Here is a 17,539-nt window from a genome sequence, read left to right as displayed (position 1 = left end):
AGTCGTATCGCGTGCACGACAACCCTTGATATAGATCAAGGCTCATTGCCGGTTGCCGATCATGCTGCGCGCGATTGCGCAGACAGGAGCCTGTCCGCCTCCATTCCAACAGCTTGCATCGCTCCGGGAGTGTCAAAATGGCCGATCTTCTGACCTTAAAGAAATTCGAAGCGTTGAGCCCGTTCGAGATCAAGGACGAGCTGATCAACCTCGCGAAGAGCAATTCGAAGCGGAGTCAGATGCCGTTCCTGAACGCCGGGCGGGGCAATCCGAACTGGGTGGCCACGACGCCGCGCGAAGGCTTCTTCCTGCTGGGCCAATTTGCCATCACCGAGAGCAAGCGGGTGATGGAGCATCCGGCGGGCATCGGCGGCATGCCTCAGGCAAAGGGCATTGCCGGGCGGTTCGAGGCCTGGCTCAAACAGCACAGCGACATGCCAGGTGCGGGCTTCCTGACGGAAATGCTGCCCTTTGCAGTCGAGAAATTCGGCTTCGATCCCGACGCCTTCGTCCACGAGCTGGTCGATTCGATCATAGGCGACAATTACCCGGTGCCGGACCGCATGCTGGTGCACAACGAGAAGATCGTGCACGAATATCTGATGTGGGCGGTCTGCGGCGAGCCGCGGCCGGCCGGCAAGTTCGACATCTACGCGGTCGAGGGCGGCACGGCGGCGATGTGCTACCTCTTCAAGTCGCTGAAGGCCAATCGGCTGCTGGTGCCCGGCGATACGATTGCGTTGGCGACGCCGATCTTCACGCCCTACATCGAGATGACACACCTGGAAGACTACGACCTGAAGGTCGTACAGATCAGGGCGCCGCAGGAAAACAAATTCCAGTTCACCGACGAGGAAATCAGGAAGCTGGAGGATCCGAAAATCAAGGCGTTCTTCGTCGTCAATCCGTCCAACCCGCCGGGGATGGCGCTCAGCAAGGAGACGGTCGCCAAGCTGGCCGATCTGGTCAGGGCCAAGCGTCCCGACCTGATGATCCTCACCGACGACGTCTACGGCACCTTCGTGCACAACTTCCGTTCGCTGCTCGGCGAGCTGCCGCACAACACCATCGGCGTCTACTCCTATTCGAAGTATTTCGGCTGCACGGGATGGCGGCTCGGGGCCATCGCCATCCACGAGGACAATATCTTCGACAAGAAGATCGCCAATCTTCCGGACGAGGCCGTGAAGGCGCTGGACAAACGCTACGGGCCGCTCACGCTCGAACCGCGCAAGCTCAAGCTGATCGACCGCATCGTCGCCGACAGCCGCGACGTGGCGCTCAATCACACCGCCGGATTGTCGTTGCCGCAGCAGGTGATGATGAGCCTGTTCTCGCTCGCCGAAATGATGGACGTGAAGAAGGCCTATCAGGCCGCCTGCATGGAGATCGTCAACAAGCGCCTGTGGTCGCTGCTCGACGGCCTCGGACTGGCCGACAAGCTGACTCCGAATCCGAACTATGATGCCTACTACGCCCTGATCGATTTCGAGTTCTGGGCCCGCAAGAACATCGGCGACGATGCCGTCGAACACCTGAAGAAGAGTATTCACCCGCTGGACCTTGCATTCAGGCTGGCCGAAGCCCACGGGATCGTGCTGTTGAACGGAGGCGGCTTCGACGCGCCCGAATGGTCGCTTCGCGTGTCGCTCGCGAACCTGCCTGACGATGTCTATGACGACATCGGACGAGGCGTCCGGACAATCGCCAGGGGCTATCGCGACACCTACGAGGCGGCGAAGGGCGCAGCCGCGAAGCGCTGACGGTGCATTGTCCGCCCTTTGCTATCCTGCCGGCCCGCTACGCCGCCTCGATGCCCGGGCGACGGTTTCCGCCGCCCGGATCTGGCGCACCCATCATACGCGCGCACTCGGCCTACACGAATGGCCTTGCCGATCGGAGCGATGTCATGGATCGCGCCGGACCCGCTTGCTTCGAGGCAACCTGCAGGCTCACTGACAGACAAGCACCGGGATCTTTGCCTGCGTCAGCACCTTGTTGGTCACACTGCCTATGAGAAGGGCGGAGAGGCCGCTGCGCCCGTGCGATGACATGACAATGAGGTCGCAGCCTTTGTCCTTGGCTGCTGCGATGATGGCTTGATCGGGTCGCCCGCTCTCCACCAGGCTTGTCTCGCAGGCAGCGCCGGCCTCTTTTGCCGCGCGTGCGGCGCGATCCAGCGCGCGCGCGGCTTCTTCCTTGCGAATCTCGGAGTATCTCGCGAGTAATTCACGGTACTGCCCTCCTATCTCCGAGAGCGGTTCCACAACGAAGATGACCGATGCTTTGGCGTCGAGGGATTTTGCCAGCGCCAGCCCATGCCTGAGCCCATGCTCCGCGAGCTCCGAGCCGTCTGTCGGAATGAGAATGTGCCGGTACATGCCTCCACCTCCCGATTGTCTGGATGATATCGCCGCCTGCCGGACGCAAGCTGAGCCGTCGCTTCGGATCTGGAGTTGAGATAGATCAATCCATCGCCCGGCCTTTGGACGCACTCACAACTGCGGCCGAGATCGCGGATGGAGCCCGAGTTCACCGCAGCGAGATCGTGAGGCTGCCCAGGTTGGCGGCAAATTCCAGTCCCGCTTTCGGCCCCTTGAGATTGAGCACCACGCCGTGTTCATTTCGCAGGCTCACCCCGCCGACGCCCGCAGCCCATGCACCGCCGGCCCCGACCAGCGCGTAACTGCCGGCGAAATCGTTGACCTCCCTGATTCCCGAAGCGGTGCCTTCCAGCCAGCTTACCGATGTTCCGGCGGATGCGCCGAGACTGAATCCGGACGCGATGAACCGGTAATGCCGCCCGCGGTAGGTGAGCGTCCCGGTCCCGCCTCCGCCGCCCACAACGAGGGCCGCCTTCACGAACTTGACCTGGACGTGGCCGGTCGCCTGCGCGAAGCACGGTGCGACCAGGAGAACCAGCGCGACAAGCGCCAGTATGACGGGACGGATCATGCCTCGCATCACTGCACTCCCTCTTCCTTCAGGGATTTATCGGGTCCACTTTCTTCCAGGTGTGATCCGGATCGAAAACGATCATGCGCTTGGCGAGGAAATCGGTGCGTGAGCCGAGATCCTTCTGATAGACAGTGCCGGCGTGGTTGACCAGGAAGGTCATGACGCCGGAATTGGCGTATTCGGCGGGCCAGGCGACCAGCGCGAAGCCGCCGATCATCTTGCCCTTCACGACATAGTTCAGCGCGCCGCCCGGGGCGTCGGAGCCTTGTGCCTTGAGGATGCGATAGTAGTATCCGTGATACGGCTCGGCCTGCTCGCCGACCTTGTAGCCTTCCGCAGCGGCCTGGGCCGCCAGTTCACCGAGCGGGCTCGGATCCTTGTCGTCGCGCCAGAACAGTCCGTCGGTCTTGCCCGGCCTGCTGACGATGCGCTGGGCATAGGCGCCCACGCCCTCGCCGCGATCCTTCCCGGCGTACTCGTTCTGGGCGTCGACATAGGCAAGACAGGTCTGGATGGCGGCAAGCTCATTGCGGCCGATCCTGCGGTAGAGGATTTCGCGACGTCCCGCAGCGGCGTCGAAACTCCAGCCGTCGTTGTTGTTGACGAGGGGGATCGGGAACGGGAAATCGTCCGTCCCCAGGATCAAGATAGCCTTCTTGTTGCCGTCGGCCTTGATCGAATGCCTGGCGTCGTAGGCAGAAAGGAAGGTCTGTCGCGCATTGGCGTCGGCGACATCGTCGCCGGACTCGATGATGTCGGTGGCGTCGCGGCCCAGCACTTTCAGCATGGCCCGGCTCGTGCCGGTCTTGACGGCAGTTGCCAGAGCCGACGCCGCGTCTTCAGGGTTGGGGAAGCCCTGCTGGGCACGAGCCGGCGACAGCAGCATGGCGAGCGCCGTTGCTGCAGCCATGCCGATGGAAGCAATACGATTCAACCGCGAGTACGAAAAGCTTGTCATCGTGATGCCTCCGACGGAGATGGAATCCTTGCGCCGGCGGCAAGCCAATCGTGATAGCTGCGGAACTTGATCCCGAGCTTGTCGTAGTAGACCCTGAGATAGCCATCGGCGCCGCGCGTCACCGCCGTTGGCATGACCTGCTCGACCTCTTGCGCCATCACGCCGACATAGGCCTTGCTGCTGCCGAGATAGCTGAAGCGGTAGTAGCCAAGGCCGTTGGCGAGATACCCAAGCAGCTCGATATCGTGCTTGAGCGCAATGTCGGAACGTCGGCCACCACCGCCGCCGCCACGGAAGCCGCCCCCTCCGCCACCGCCGCGGAAACCACCGCCACCTCCGCCGCCGAAGCCACCGCCACCACGGCCGGCGAAACTTGCACCGCCGCCGCGCGGCATGCTGGCCATGCTCGATCGCCCGCGCGCCGACGCCGCCGCAGCCGCCCGTCCGGACGACACGTTCATGGCGCCGCCACGATTGCCGCCGCCACGATTGGCCGCAGCTGCGCGGTTACCGGCACTGCCGCGGTTGGCGGCCTTTGCGCGATCGCCACCGCCCTTGGCTTTGTTGCCGGCACCCGCGCGGTCGCCACCCTTGGCGCGATCGCCCGCACCGGCACGGTCGCCGCCTTTGGCGCGATCTCCGGCGCGGTCGCCTCCACGATCCCCGGCGCGATCACCCGCACGGTCGCCGGCACGATCACCACCGCGGTCTCCGGCCCGGTCACCTGCCCGATCTGCGCCCTGACGATCGCCGCCGGGATTGAGAACCTGCTGGCCATCGCGGCCGCGATAATTCATCCGATCGCTCGCACCGGCGCGATTGCTGTTGCCGCCGAAGCGCTGCTGGACGCCGCTGTTGTTGTAGCGCACGCCCTGGCGATGCGCCGGATTGTGCTGCCAGCTGTTGCCGATGTTGTTGACCCTGTTGTAGTGATTCACATAGAGGTTACGATTGCCCCAGTTGCAGCCGCCGCCCCAGTAATTGCCCCAGCGTCCGATCGCCCAGCCGGCGCCGAAGGCGAGACCTGCCGCGATCACGCCGGCACCGATATAGGACGGATAGCCGAAATAATACGGCGGGTATTCACTATATGGCCACGCACCGTAGACCGTGGCCGGATCGTAATAGGGCACATAGACCGTGTCCGGATCGGTCTGCTCGATAACGATGACCTGCTTGTTCTCCTGGGTCTGGACGCTGACCTTCTGCTGCTTGGTCGTCACCAGCTTGTTGTTGGCCTGCGCCTTGCTGCGCAGCCGCTGGATCGCATCCATGACGTCGGGCTGCTGGGCCAGCACGGCGTCGCCCAGATTCTTCGTCCAATCGATCTTGTCGCTCATCATGGCGAGCACGTCGGCGGTGCTCGCGAGCGCCTTGACGCTGTCATCCCAGGCCTGCTTGTCGACCTCGGTCTTCAACGCGTCTCCTTTCAGGTTCTTGCGCTCCTTCAGCCAGCGATCGGCCTGCACGACCTCGAGCGGATAGGTCGATGCCGCCAGCACGTTGGCCAGCAGCGAGTCCGGATAGAGCGCGATCGGCGCCACCAGGGCTTCCAGCTGTTCAGGCTTCAGCAGCTGATCGGCCGGCTGGGTCGCGGCCGGCTGATTGGCCTGAACGGGCTGACTGGTCTGGGCTGGCGGTTTGTCAGCCGTCTGCGCGAATGCGGCGACCGAAGTCATCGACACCAGCACAACCGCGAGCAGCGTCTTGCCCCAACGGACCATCGCGACCTCCATCGACACCAACGGTCGACAGCATCGGCCACGGCCATGCCCCCTCTTTGATCGAGATCAAGGAAAACGTCCTTCGCAGGGTGGGGACGCCGCTAGAACTTGCAACGGTGGTAGTTGACTTCCATCCCCTCGATGCCGGGGAACTGGCGCGTGATCGTATCGTCGTCGACGACTTTAAGGAAGAACTGCACATTCGAGACCATGATCCCCGACGCGCAGCCGACGATGATGTTGATGTTCTGGCCGTCATCCTTGCGCGATTTGATCTTGCAGTTCTCGAACTTGCCCCGGAGGCGATCAGGCTCGGCGATGAATCCGCCGCCATAGACGCCCGAGAAATTCGCAAACGTCAGCTGATTTGCCCTGCCCTTGTGCGCGAACACCTTGCGGCACTGATCAGCACTTGTTGCCCACGCTCCGGTCAGCTCAAAGGCGCTGGCTGAGTCAACCGAGACAACCACCAGGCCGATGGACAGCACCGCACAAGCTCTGCTGCGCATTGGATATCTCCCTTGCTGACCAGTCCGCTGTCAGTGACCACTCAGGACCAAGGTCTTGATCGGCAACAACAGCGCCTGGATGCGAAGCAACAGCGCATGCACCAGCCCCACGGTATCGATCGCATGCAGAACGAACGCCTGTCCGGCGCCGGTGTCCTTCGCCGAGATGACCTCGTGATTGCTGGTGTAGGCGTTGACGATGCAACTGCTGCCCGCCGTGACGCCCTCGAGGCCGCCCTTGTACAGGGGTTCGAGGAACACCAGGATGGTGCCCGGCCGGGCAATGTTCTGGGCGTCTATCAATTGCTCGCCGCCACGGAACTGGCCGGACGCGATGTAGTCCTGCACCGACGTGATCACCATCGGGATGATCACCCACGGCTTCGACGCGCAGGTCGCCTCGGCAACCATGCCCTCCTTCAATACTTGCGCCTCGATCTGGCCGAAACCAGCCTGCAGCGACGTCCGCCCGGCTTCCGCCGGGATCAGGATGCCGGCCGGGCGCATCAGCGGATTGACGACGTCGCCGGTGCGAAGGAAGAACTGCTCGACGCGTCCGTCGACGCCGGCGCGGACCACCGTCTTGTCGAGGTCGACCTGGGCCTGGGCGAGCGCCGCCTCCGCGCTTGCCTTCTCGGCGGGCAACAGCGTCGACACCCGCAATGTGGCTGACTGCTTGATCGCTGTGGCCGCGTCGATGCCGGCCTGGCGCTGATCGACCAGTACCTGCAGCTTCTCGATGTCGCGTTGCGGAACGATGCCGGGATTGCGGCGCTGCAGATCGGTCTTGACGTCGAGCTCGTCCTTGGCCTGCTGATGGGCGGCCTTGGCTTCCTGGACCTGCGCCTCCGACTTCGCGACGTCGGCTTCGGCCGACACCAGCGACGCATCGACCTCGGCCACCTTGCGCTTTGCAGTTTCGAGCGCCGCAACCTGTTTCGAGCTGTCGAGCCGGAACAGGACCTCGCCTTTCTTGACCGGCGCACTGAAACCGATGTTGACCTCGGCAACCCGTCCCGAGCCCTCGGGAAGGATTGGAATTGTCCGGTAGAACAGCGCGGCGCTGGTGGTCGACGGGTGGAAATAGAAAATTGTCGTGATCAACAGGACCGTCAGCATGAGGCAGCCGGTGATGCCCCAACGCAGCTCGTACCAGACCGAATAGAAGGTGATCTCCTTGCCGAAACGCTTGCCCTGAACGTAGCGACGATAGAGGTAGTCTGGCACGAGGGTAAACAGCGAGCACAGGATGAGCTCAAGCATGGCCCTGTACCTCCTGCTTCGTGGCGTCAGATGCGCTCAGATTTGGCTCGGCTGAGGCCGACTGATGCGGCGCTTCACCGCTGTTTCCCGCAGGAGACGCACCCGCATCCGATGCATCGGCGATCTTCTCCACGGACCCTGCGATGCTGCGCAATGGCGTGCCGAAATCGGGAATGTCGATCAGTGCGAGCAAGAGGCCCGCGACCCAGAAGGCATGGATATGCGTGAACAGCGCAATCAGGCCCAGGATCGCCACGATCTCGAACTGCAGCTTCTCCGATTTGTGCGCCATCCGCTCGGGGAGACTGTGCAGTTTCCAATAGAGATTGCCGACGTACAGCACCGTGACGACCAGGAAAATTCCCATCGCCACCATCCACACGTCCGTCCCGCTCGCAGGCGCGAGATAGAATGGCAGATGGTGCGGAGCCAGCGGATGCATCTGTTCGCCCAAACCAAGCCTCCCTGCAGCGATCCAGTCGCCTGCGACCCTCGATCGACATTAGGTGTCGTCCCATCGCCCTGATTTGATCTGGATCAAGGATAGCGGTTGACTCGTCCCTAGCGTTTCCGGGGCAAGGTGGATGATCGGGCTTAGGAGTCCCCAGCCATGCGAGACAAAATCGATGACCTGATCCCGAACGCGCACGAGATCCAGAAGCAGGCCGCGTCCAAGGAAACCGGAAAGGCCGAGGAGCATGCCAAGCGTGCCGCCGCCATCGAGGCCGAGAAACTCGCCTTGATCGAGCGGCTGAGCAAGCCTTCCGGGCTCACCGAGGACGAGAAGGTCAAGCTGGCATCGACGGTGATTCAGCGCGCGGTGCGCAACGGCCTCAGCGAAGTTCAGGTCTATCGTTTCCCGAACTCGCTGTGCACCGACAAGGGCCGGGCCATCAATCAGATGGAGGCCGGCTGGGAGAAGACGCTGAAAGGGATCCCCAAGGAAATCTACCAGCTCTGGGCGGACTACCTGCAGCCGCGCGGCTACCGCATCCGCTACCAGGTCGTCGATTACCCCGGCGGCATGCCTGGCGACATCGGCATCGTCATTGCCTGGGGCGACTAGCTCAAACGATGGACGGATATCCATGGCGAAAGACAAGCCCTCCGGGAAGATGAAGCGCAAGGAATACGAGGAAGAGCTGGGCAAGCTGCAGATCCAGCTCTGCCATCTCCAGGAATGGGTGAGAGAGCACAGACTCAGGGTCATCATCTTGTTCGAAGGACGCGATGCGGCCGGCAAGGGCGGAACGATCAAGGCTATGACCGAGAAGGTCAGCCCGCGCGTGTTTCGCGTGGTCGCCCTGCCCGCGCCGTCCGACCGCGAGAAGTCGCAGCTCTTTATCCAGCGCTATATGCAGCAGTTTCCCGCGGCCGGCGAAATCGTCATCTTTGATCGCAGCTGGTACAACCGCGCGGGCGTCGAATATGTGATGGGGTTCTGCACGGCAGCGGAGCACAAGCGATTTCTCTCGCTTTGCCCGCAGATGGAGCAATACATCATCGAGGGCGGCATCATCCTGATCAAGCTGTGGCTCGAGGTCGGGATGGAAGAGCAGGAACGCCGCTTCAGGGCCCGGATCGACGATCCGCTGCGGCAGTGGAAACTGAGCCCGATGGACACGGAATCCTACCGGCGCTGGTACGACTACTCGCGCGCCCGCGACCTGATGTTCAAGGCGACAAGCTCGAAACACGCGCCCTGGAACGTGATCCGTTCCGACGACAAGCGGCGGGCACGGCTGAATTGCATCTCGTTCCTGCTGAAGACAATTCCCCACGGACGGGTCAAGCGCGACAAGGTGAAACTGCCCAGGCGCTCCAACAAGGGGCGCTACAACGATCAGGCCGGTCTGCGCGGGATGAAGTTCGTCGAGGAGCGCTACTGAACGGCCAGGCCGCGGCCCGCGCGGCCTGGGTCCTTCGGATCTACTTCAAGCGGATCGAAACGCCGCCCACGGCGGCCGAGACTTCGGCGCCGACCTTCGGGCCACTGAGCTGCAGGATCACGCCATTGGCGTTTTGCAGTTGCACGCCTCCGGCACCTGCGGCGATCGCCCCACCGGCGCCTGCGACGCTGTAGGAACCTTCGATTGAGGCCGGGCCTCTCAGGTTGATGGCGCGACCGACAAATTTGGTGGTCGAGGCACCGATCGTGAAGCCGACGCTCATACCCGACACCGTGAACGGATAGTGCTTGCCGCGCAAGGTCAATACGCCCTCGCCGCCTCCGACGCCAACGATGAACCCGCCCTTGGTGAAGATGACGGCCACCGAACCGGTTTCAGCCCGGGACGGTGTGCTGAAGCCGGCCAATCCCAACACCAGTGCAGCAAGAACTCCGATCAAACCCACTTTCCTCATGGCTTCCCTCCAGGAACCGGTTGCGTGACGACCTGTTGCGCAAGGATCATCGCCGCAAGAACGCGACGGCGCCTCGCGAGATCTGCTTCCCTTACGATGCAGCCTTGAGCTTCGGCGCCGCCGCCCGCGGCTTGCCCATCCTGGCCAATGCCTCGGTCGTCACCAGTTTCAGGCCCTCAGCCGCGTCGTAGCCATGGATCTCCTTCACATCCAGCTTGCGCATGAAGTCGATGGTCTCCTGCGTGATGACCTGGCCAGGAACCATGATCGGGAAACCGGGCGGATAAGGGATCACGAAGTTCGCGGAGACGAGATCGGGCCCGTTCTTCAGACGCCGGTCGATTTCCGGATCGTTGAGGCGAATATACGCACATCCCGCGGCATCGTAGGCGGAATAGAAGCCCCCGCGGATGTCGCCCTCGTTCGTCTTCGTGCCGGCGTCGCCGCGATAGGCGGCGTGGAAATGCGAGAAGTTCGGCAGGTCGGGCACATCCTTCATCAGGCTGTTGACCCGCATGTCGAAATCGACCCTGGCAGTCGCTCCGCCCCTGGCGAGCCCACGATCGATCTCACCGGCAATTTCAGCCAGCACCCGGACGAGATGCGCAACATCGCTCCGTGTGTTGTTGATGTTGGACTGGATCAGGACCGAGTTGCGCGAGGTCTTGTTGACCTGGATGTTGTAGCGGCTGGCAAGCAGACCCTTGAACGACGTCCCGTCGTAGCCGGCCGTACCGCAGACCAGCGTCATGCGGGTTGGATCGAGGCAGAACTCGTCGTCGTTCAGGCTCTCCAGTGCGCTCGCCCAATCGGTGCCGGCCGCGAGATAGTCGGTGAAGCCGCTCTGGCGATATTCCTTCGGCACCATGGCGTCGGCGCCGAGCACGCGGAAGTATCTGGAAATCAGCGGGTTGGTGTTGACTGCATTGCGGATCGCGAACGCAATCTCCATGGCATTGGCTACCAGTCCGTAGCCTTCGAGCTCCATCTGCCGGCGCGAGACGTCGAGGCTTGCGATCAATTGCTGGTTCGGGCTGGTCGACGCGTGCGTGAATACGGCCTCCTTGAATTGCGCTTCGACGGTGTGGAATTCGATGTCCTTGACCGCCAGCATCGAGCCCTGCCGGATCGCCGACATCGACTTGTGCGTCGAGTTAGTCTGATAGACCCGCAACCGGATCTGGCGCGGATCGGGGACAAGCCTGGTCTTGAGCAGAACCTCGTCCGAGGGGCTCTTGCCGAGCTCGGCCTGCTGCTTCTCGTAAGCGGAAACCGATTTGGGATCGCGCATCCAGGCTTCGATCTCATTCGCCGCCCCCATCGCGGTTCGCCGCCGCAGGAACGGCGAGAACCGCGCGAAGCCGAACCAGGCCTCGTCCCACAGGAAGATCAGGTCGGGCTTGATCGCGAGGCACTCCTCCATCACCCGCCGCGTGTTGTAGATGTGACCGTCGAAGGTGCAGTTGGTCAGGTCGATCATCTTGACCCGGTCGAGCCGGCCGTCGGCCTTTGCGTTCAGAAGCGCCTGCTTGATGGTCTGCAGCGGCACCGCGCCATACATCGAATATTCGGTCATCGGAAATGCTTCGACGTAGAGCGGCTGCGCGCCGGCAAGCACCATCCCGTAATGGTGCGACTTGTGGCAATTGCGGTCGACGATCGCGATATCGCCGGGACCGAGCAGCGCCTGCACCGCCATCTTGTTGGATGTCGAGGTGCCGTTGGTCACGAAGTAGACGCGATCGGCTCCGAGCGCGCGCGCGGCCTTCTCCTGCGCTTTCTTGATGTTGCCGGTCGGCTCCAGCATGCTGTCGAGGCCGCCGGTGGTGGCGCTGCTCTCGGCGAGGAACAGGTTCAGCCCGTAGAATTCGCCCATGTCGCGGATCCAGTCCGACTTGAACACGGACTTGCCGCGCGCGATCGGCAGCGCGTGGAAGGTCCCGATCGGCCGCTGCGCATATTTCTTCAAATTGTCGAAGAACGGCGTGTCGAAGCGATCCTGCACGCCTTCCAGAATTGAAAGGTGCAGTTCGAGAATATCCTCGACCGAGTAGAACACCCGGCGCACCACGTCGGCCTCGGGATTGCCGGCCAGTTCCTCAACGTCGCGATTGGACATGAGGTAGAGGTCAAGCTCGGGACGGATCCGCTTCAGGATGTGGGCCAGCCGCAGCGCAGACGCATCTGACTCATCGCCAAGCCCCATGGCACCTGTCATGGCGCGAAGCACCGGTGCGTCGTGCCGCGAGCGCAAGCCAAAGCCTTCGTTGATCACCACGGCCGCGATGTTGGGGTTGAGCATCGCCGCACAGAAGGCGTCCTCGAGGCTGCCCACCACCACGGGCTCATAGATGAAGGCGTCGACCGGACGCCGCAGCTTGCGCCATTCGGCCAGCAGTCCCGGCCAGTTGCCGGCCGGCACCCCGGTCACGATCAGGGTCTCGAAATACGGTCGGCGCGCCGCCGATTGTCCGAGCGTCGGCGGCAGCAGATCGGGAACGTCGCCGTTGACCTCATCCTGCGTGCTCCAGTCACCGGCATGCTGGCGGAAGGATTTGGTCTGAAGCGCCTGCGCGATCCGCGTCGCGAGCATATGTGAGGTGGCAGCGTCGCCCGTTGCGGCGGCTTCCTTCAGCGCCGCCATCAAGCGGAGCCCCGGGTAGCCGTGAAACTCCTCGGTCACCGCAAGCGCCGACAACGCCGCATCGTACGGCGCGCGGTCGCCGCCTTTGCTCCACATCTTGGCCGCCTCGACCAGATCGCGCCAATTGTCGGCCCGTCCGCCGGGTCCCGAGAAGAACTGATCGATGCGCTGCTGTGCCGGCTTCGCCTCGTTTGCCATCACTGTCTCCCGATCTTGGCGCTGGTGCTGCCTGATCGTAAGAACCGTGCTCGTCGTCCCCTTTGATCCAAGTCAAGCCGCAGTGCGACGCTGCAATGAATGCATGTGGTCGCGCCCGGCGCGACCGATGCTCGTTGATTCAGATCAAGGCCGCACAGTCTGCAGCGTGCCTTTCATCCTGCCCGGCTCGATTGTCGTGACCTGCATATTTGCCGGATGATCGCTGGAGCGCGTGGCATGCGTCAGCACCGCTTACGGACTCTCGCCATCGGCGCACTGCTGTTGCTCGGCCTGATCGTCCCTGCTCGCGCCGATGACCAAGGTCCACCCGAGCGCATCCAGGAAGAGATCTGGGCGTTGCCGACACCGCTACCGATGTTCGCCTATCTGGTCCGTCCGCTCGGCGACGGCCCTTTCCCGCTAGTCATCATGAACCACGGCGTGTCGCTGAAAGCCAGGGATCGCAGCTTTTTCCCGCTGGTCGAATTTCGCGATGCCGCAATGTGGTTCGCGCGGCGCGGCTATCTCGTGGTGGCGCCGGTCGGAACCGGCTATGGCGCGGCGGCCATCGATATTCCCGAACGCGGACTGTATGGCCCGTTCTTCTCCAAGATCGGCAAATGCACCAACCCGAATTTCCTCGATGCGGGCCTTGCCGTCGCGCAGGTCGACCTCTGGATCATCGACTATATGGCCGCCGAGAAGCGCATCGTGCCGAAAGACGTCATCGTGGTCGGACAATCGGCCGGCGGCTGGGCGGCGATCGCGCTGTCGAGCCTCAATCCACCGCAAGTCAAGGCCATCATCACTTTCGCGGCGGGCCGCGGCGGCCGCGTCGATGGCAAGCCCAACAACAATTGCAACCCCGACAAACTGGTCGAAGCGACAGGCGCGTTTGGCCACACCTCACGGGTGCCGATGCTGTGGCTCTACATCGAGAACGACACGTTCTTCGGTCCGACCCTGTCGAAGCGAATGCACGAGGCGTTCACCGCCGCGGGCGGCCGTGCCGAGTACCATCTGTTGCCGCCGTTCGGCGACGAAGGGCACTTCCTGATCGGTTCTCCCGATTCCATTCCCACCTGGTCGCCATTGGTCGAACGATTTCTGGGCAATGTTCGCTAGGTAATCACGCCCCGCTGGAGGAGCATCCATGGTCCGATATGGAGTCTTGGCCAAGTTGATGCTGCTCGCGGCCGGCATCAGTGCGGCTCACGGCCAACAGACGCCTTCACCGCCCGCCGCGGTCAAAGACGGCGGCGAGGTGGCCCCACGGGGGACGCGTTCGCCGGTCCGGGACATCAAGTATGGCGAGTGGCGAAAGCTCTGCTTCAATGCCGCCGGCGCCAAGACGTTGTGCCGAACGACGATCACGGGCACCTTCGCCACCGGGCAGACCGCCGTTCGCGTCGATCTGGTCGAGCGCGAGGACGGCAGCGACCGCGTCCAGCTCTTCCTCCCGGTCGGGATGTATCTACAGGCAGGGGTCAAGCTATCGGTCGACCGGAAGGCCGTTCATCGCCTGCCCTATACCTGGTGCGTAACCAACATGTGCATTGCGGCCGATGTCGCCGATCCCAAGCTGCTCGAGGACATGGATGGCGGAAAGGCGCTCTCGATCGAGGTTGTCGACAGCAGCATTCTGACGGTGACGACCTCGGTACCGCTCGAGCGCTTTGCGACCGTGCGCAAGGGCGCCCCCGCGCTGACGCTTGATCAAGTCATCGATGAATGATCGGGACCCGCAGTCGCTAGGCGACGCCGGCCGACAGCCGCTCGATAGGCTGAATCAACGAATTTGCCGTGAAAGGCTTGGTCAGATAGGCCACGCATCCTGATGCCATGGCCGCCATGCGTGTCGCCGCGTTGTCGTTTCCCGTGATGTAGATGACCGGAACGTCGATGCCGAGATCCGCCAGTCGGTGGCGCAGTTCGATCCCGGACCCATCGCTGAGATTGATGTCCAGGACGAGACACACCGCGCTTTCAAAGCTGCCATCCCTCAGTAAGGCGCTTCCGGTCTCGAACAGCCTGGATGCAAAGCCGTATTCCCGCAGAAGCCGTCCGATTCCACGGAGCATCGAGGGATTATCATCCACGACGAAGACGAATTTCGCGGTCGGCAAATCCTGAGGCCTCACCTGATTGCTGAATGACCTTCATCCACTATCGGATGAAGGACACATCAAGCAGCTATCGGCACGCAAATTGTCGCGGCCAATATCCGAGATAAGCCCCGTCACACAGCTTTCATATTGTACCATGGGACAGGAGCCGCAGAGCGCCCGATCGATCAAGCCTTGATTTCGTCACCGGATGCACGCGTGCCGAGCCGTTCTGCGATCGAGACCAGCTCGGCCAGTGACTGCACCTGCATCTTCTCCATGACCTGATGACGATGCGCCTTGATCGTGCGTTCGGTGGTGCCAAGCTCGTGCGCGATCTGCTTGTTGATCCGGCCGCACACGATCAGGTCGAACACCTGCCGCTCGCGTGGGGTCAGCTTCGCCAGCAGCGCGCGGAGTGAATCGAGCCTGGTTCGCTGGCCTCGGGCCAGCTCGTGCCGCGCGACGGCGCGATTGATTGCCTCGATCAGTTGCTCCGAGGCGATTGGTTTGGTCAGGAAATCCTCGGCACCGGCCTTGATCGCCTGGACGGTGGTTGCTGTGTCGGCATGTCCGGTCAGGAACACGATCGGAAGCGTCGACCCCAACTCGTTCAGACGACGCTGCAACTCCGGACCACTCATTCCGGGAATGCGTACGTCCAGCAGGATACAGCCGGTCTCTTCGTCGTCAGGCAATTGATCGAGCAATTCCCGGGCCGACGCATAGGTAACAACACGATAGCCTGCGAGCTTGAGCCGGCGCTCGAGAGCTGCGCGAAACGACGCATCGTCGTCGACTATGTGCACGTAAGCGTGCATTGTTGCTCCACCGCCGGATGATCGCCGCTACCTGTAGAATGATCATCAGCGGCAATCTGAAAATGCTGCGTTCGTCGTAAATTGAACCTTGCAATCAGACAAACAAGACCCAAACGCACTACGCTGCCAGTGGCAGTGAAAGGTGGAATATCGCGCCTCCCCCGGACTGGTTCTCGGCCCAGATCTGACCGCTATGCGCCAGAACGATCGTCCGCGCGATGGACAGGCCGACGCCCATGCCCTGCTCCTTCGTGGTGAAGAACGGATCGAACACCTCGTTGAGCCTGTCCTGGGGAATTCCCGGGCCGGAATCGCAGATGGAAATCACGGCCGATGCGTCCCCGTTGACCTCGGTGCGGCCGATGATCGTGCGCCCGTACGGCATCTTGTCCATCGCGTCCATGCTATTGACCACCAGATTGAGAATGACCTGCTGCAACTGCACCGGGTCACCCTTCACCCGCAGGGCCTGCGGCGAGGTCTGCAGATAGATTGCGACGTTGCGTGCGGAGGCCTGCAACTTGAGGAAATCGAATGCTTCCCGCATGGTCTGGTTGAGGTCGATCTCCTTTTTCTCAAATGGCGCACGTTTCAGCAGGCTGCGCATCCTGCGGATCACCTCACTCGCACGGAGATCATCGCGTTTGATGTCGGAAATGATCTCCCGCACCTCCTGAAGGTCGGGCGTCGGCGAGCCCAAGATCAACTCCGCGCTCTCGGCATTGGTCAGGATCGAGCCCAGCGGCTGGTTGAGCTCATGGGCGATCGAGGACGAAAGTTCTCCGGCAGTCGCCTGCCGATTGATATGGGCGAGGTCGGACAGGCGATTGCGAGATTCGACCTCGGCCTTCCGCCGCATGAACCGCTCGTGCAGCAGGAATGCAATCAGCGTGGTTTGAACCAGGAGTGCCGTGACCAGGGCGACCGCCCGCCAGCGGTATTTTTCCAGGAAGGTCGGCTCACGAAAGCGAATTTCGCTGCCCTTTGGCAGATTCGCCTCGCTGACATTCCAGCGCTGCATCTGCCGCCAGTTGAAGATCGGCTTCACGACATCGACCAGCGACGGGGGCAGGCTTTCCGGGGTCTCGCCGTCCAGAATCCGCAGCGACCGCCGCGCCGCTTCGGCGCCGATCAGCGAGGGGACAATGGCGAACCCGCCAATTCCGCCGGCATCCAGGAAAGTCTCGGCCGCAACGACAATTGGGCGATTGACTCTTGCGGCGACAAATGCGAGGGCGTCCGAGGGCGGATAGTAGTTGCCTTTGCCGTCGCTATAGAGGCCCGTGTAGATGATCGCGCTATGATCGGGGAGCGTTTTGACGCGCTCAATGACGTCGGGCATCGGACGTCCGATGATCTCGATGATGTCCAGACCCGGAATGCCGGCGGCAACCTCGCCCTTCCAATTCCGGAACAGAACCTGCCGATCCCATTCCGCACCGACCAGCACCACAGACCTGAGACCCGGCACCACGGCGCGGGCGGCCGTGACGGCATCCCTGAGCTTCGAGGTCACGATGCCGCCGGTGGCATAGGCCGGCGGCCGCAATCGCTTGAAATCGGCCTCTTCGACCAGTGCGAATACGATTGGCGTGTCGGGCCAGAGCTGCGGGCGCCAGCGGAGCGCAAGTTCTAGCGCAGCGGCGCCAACCGTGACCACGACACCGATCGGCCGATCGCGATACTTGGCCGCGAGAAACCGCCGGAAATCCTCCTGATAGGCTTCACCGCCGAAGCGATTGAGGTCGAGGCTCTCGGTGTAGATGGTGGTCGGCGCGTGACCGTGAGCGCTCACCGCATCCCTCAGCCCAACGAATACCTGATAGTAGAAGGGCCCACGCCGATCGGACTGATCCAGCACCAGCATGGAATGTGGGCGCATCTGTTGCGCCCGGAGCCCAGCCGGCGCCAACAACGTAGCCAGCAGGATGATCAGTCCAGAGAGCCGAATTGCACTGCCCATGGCGTTCGGAGCCGGAGACCAACAGGTTGAAA

17 protein-coding genes are annotated in these 17,539 nt (G+C 62.6%); 5 read left to right on the top strand and 12 right to left on the bottom strand.

What is annotated here, in order from left to right:
* The first annotated feature begins 137 nt into the window (after positions 1–137).
* On the top strand, positions 138–1,763 hold the full coding sequence (gene aspD / locus BI327_RS15010) for an aspartate 4-decarboxylase (protein WP_076861159.1): 1,626 nt from the start codon (positions 138–140) through the stop codon (positions 1,761–1,763).
* 189 nt (positions 1,764–1,952) lie between these two features.
* Here the strand turns inward: aspD and BI327_RS15005 are convergent, their stop codons facing one another.
* The 7 genes from BI327_RS15005 to BI327_RS14975 all read right to left on the bottom strand — a co-directional run bounded on the left by BI327_RS15005 (position 1,953) and on the right by BI327_RS14975 (position 7,866).
* A complete protein-coding gene (locus tag BI327_RS15005) occupies positions 1,953–2,381 on the bottom strand; it encodes a universal stress protein (protein ID WP_076861157.1) in 429 nt (142 codons plus the stop codon).
* 151 nt (positions 2,382–2,532) lie between these two features.
* Entirely contained in the window at positions 2,533–2,964 is a 432-nt protein-coding gene (locus BI327_RS15000) for a hypothetical protein (RefSeq protein WP_245334815.1), read from the bottom strand.
* A gap of 19 nt (positions 2,965–2,983) precedes the next feature.
* Complete coding sequence (locus tag BI327_RS14995; RefSeq protein ID WP_076861153.1) at positions 2,984–3,916, bottom strand: DUF2950 domain-containing protein; 933 nt, start codon at positions 3,914–3,916, stop codon at positions 2,984–2,986.
* Positions 3,913–5,640: a DUF3300 domain-containing protein gene (locus tag BI327_RS14990; RefSeq protein WP_076862151.1), complete on the bottom strand. Its 1,728-nt coding sequence runs from the start codon at positions 5,638–5,640 to the stop codon at positions 3,913–3,915. Before BI327_RS14990 ends, BI327_RS14995 begins: the two co-directional genes overlap by 4 nt.
* A gap of 101 nt (positions 5,641–5,741) precedes the next feature.
* On the bottom strand, positions 5,742–6,149 hold the full coding sequence (locus BI327_RS14985; protein ID WP_076861151.1) for a hypothetical protein: 408 nt from the start codon (positions 6,147–6,149) through the stop codon (positions 5,742–5,744).
* Between the two features lie 30 nt (positions 6,150–6,179).
* The gene (locus BI327_RS14980) at positions 6,180–7,412 is read right to left on the bottom strand and encodes an HlyD family secretion protein (protein ID WP_076861149.1); all 1,233 of its coding nucleotides are present in this window, start codon (positions 7,410–7,412) and stop codon (positions 6,180–6,182) included.
* Positions 7,405–7,866: a hypothetical protein gene (locus tag BI327_RS14975; protein ID WP_076861148.1), complete on the bottom strand. Its 462-nt coding sequence runs from the start codon at positions 7,864–7,866 to the stop codon at positions 7,405–7,407. The genes BI327_RS14980 and BI327_RS14975 overlap by 8 nt, the downstream gene beginning before the upstream one ends.
* A gap of 156 nt (positions 7,867–8,022) precedes the next feature.
* On the opposite strand from BI327_RS14975, the gene BI327_RS14970 reads away from it, so the two are divergent.
* Both BI327_RS14970 and ppk2 read left to right on the top strand, forming a co-directional pair.
* Entirely contained in the window at positions 8,023–8,478 is a 456-nt protein-coding gene (locus tag BI327_RS14970; protein WP_076861146.1) for a hypothetical protein, read from the top strand.
* A 22-nt stretch (positions 8,479–8,500) separates the two neighbouring features.
* Positions 8,501–9,301, top strand: a complete 801-nt coding sequence (ppk2, locus tag BI327_RS14965) for a polyphosphate kinase 2 (RefSeq protein WP_076861145.1) — start codon at positions 8,501–8,503, stop codon at positions 9,299–9,301.
* A 40-nt stretch (positions 9,302–9,341) separates the two neighbouring features.
* On the opposite strand, the gene BI327_RS14960 is transcribed toward ppk2, so the two are convergent.
* Together BI327_RS14960 and BI327_RS14955 are read right to left on the bottom strand one after the other, a co-directional pair.
* Complete coding sequence (locus tag BI327_RS14960) at positions 9,342–9,776, bottom strand: hypothetical protein (protein WP_076861144.1); 435 nt, start codon at positions 9,774–9,776, stop codon at positions 9,342–9,344.
* Between the two features lie 91 nt (positions 9,777–9,867).
* On the bottom strand, positions 9,868–12,618 hold the full coding sequence (locus BI327_RS14955; protein WP_076861142.1) for a decarboxylase: 2,751 nt from the start codon (positions 12,616–12,618) through the stop codon (positions 9,868–9,870).
* 237 nt (positions 12,619–12,855) lie between these two features.
* On the opposite strand from BI327_RS14955, the gene BI327_RS41315 reads away from it, so the two are divergent.
* Together BI327_RS41315 and BI327_RS41310 are read left to right on the top strand one after the other, a co-directional pair.
* Complete coding sequence (locus BI327_RS41315) at positions 12,856–13,743, top strand: alpha/beta hydrolase family protein (RefSeq protein WP_076861140.1); 888 nt, start codon at positions 12,856–12,858, stop codon at positions 13,741–13,743.
* 58 nt (positions 13,744–13,801) lie between these two features.
* On the top strand, positions 13,802–14,353 hold the full coding sequence (locus BI327_RS41310) for an invasion associated locus B family protein (RefSeq protein WP_245334861.1): 552 nt from the start codon (positions 13,802–13,804) through the stop codon (positions 14,351–14,353).
* A 16-nt stretch (positions 14,354–14,369) separates the two neighbouring features.
* On the opposite strand, the gene BI327_RS14940 is transcribed toward BI327_RS41310, so the two are convergent.
* The 3 genes from BI327_RS14940 to BI327_RS14930 all read right to left on the bottom strand — a co-directional run bounded on the left by BI327_RS14940 (position 14,370) and on the right by BI327_RS14930 (position 17,426).
* Positions 14,370–14,744: a response regulator gene (locus BI327_RS14940; RefSeq protein ID WP_076861136.1), complete on the bottom strand. Its 375-nt coding sequence runs from the start codon at positions 14,742–14,744 to the stop codon at positions 14,370–14,372.
* Positions 14,745–14,911: 167 nt separating this feature from the next.
* The gene (locus BI327_RS14935; protein WP_076861134.1) at positions 14,912–15,544 is read right to left on the bottom strand and encodes a response regulator transcription factor; all 633 of its coding nucleotides are present in this window, start codon (positions 15,542–15,544) and stop codon (positions 14,912–14,914) included.
* 118 nt (positions 15,545–15,662) lie between these two features.
* Positions 15,663–17,426 carry a sensor histidine kinase gene (locus BI327_RS14930; RefSeq protein WP_159450451.1) on the bottom strand — a complete coding sequence of 588 codons (1,764 nt, stop codon included), beginning with the start codon at positions 17,424–17,426 and terminating at the stop codon, positions 15,663–15,665.
* Positions 17,427–17,539 lie beyond the last annotated feature (113 nt).

The sequence above is a fragment of the Bradyrhizobium mercantei genome, assembly GCF_001982635.1.
Classification (GTDB): Bacteria; Pseudomonadota; Alphaproteobacteria; order Rhizobiales; family Xanthobacteraceae; genus Bradyrhizobium; species Bradyrhizobium mercantei.
Note: the sequence above shows the minus strand (reverse complement) of the source record. Positions and strands in the feature narration are given on the sequence as shown.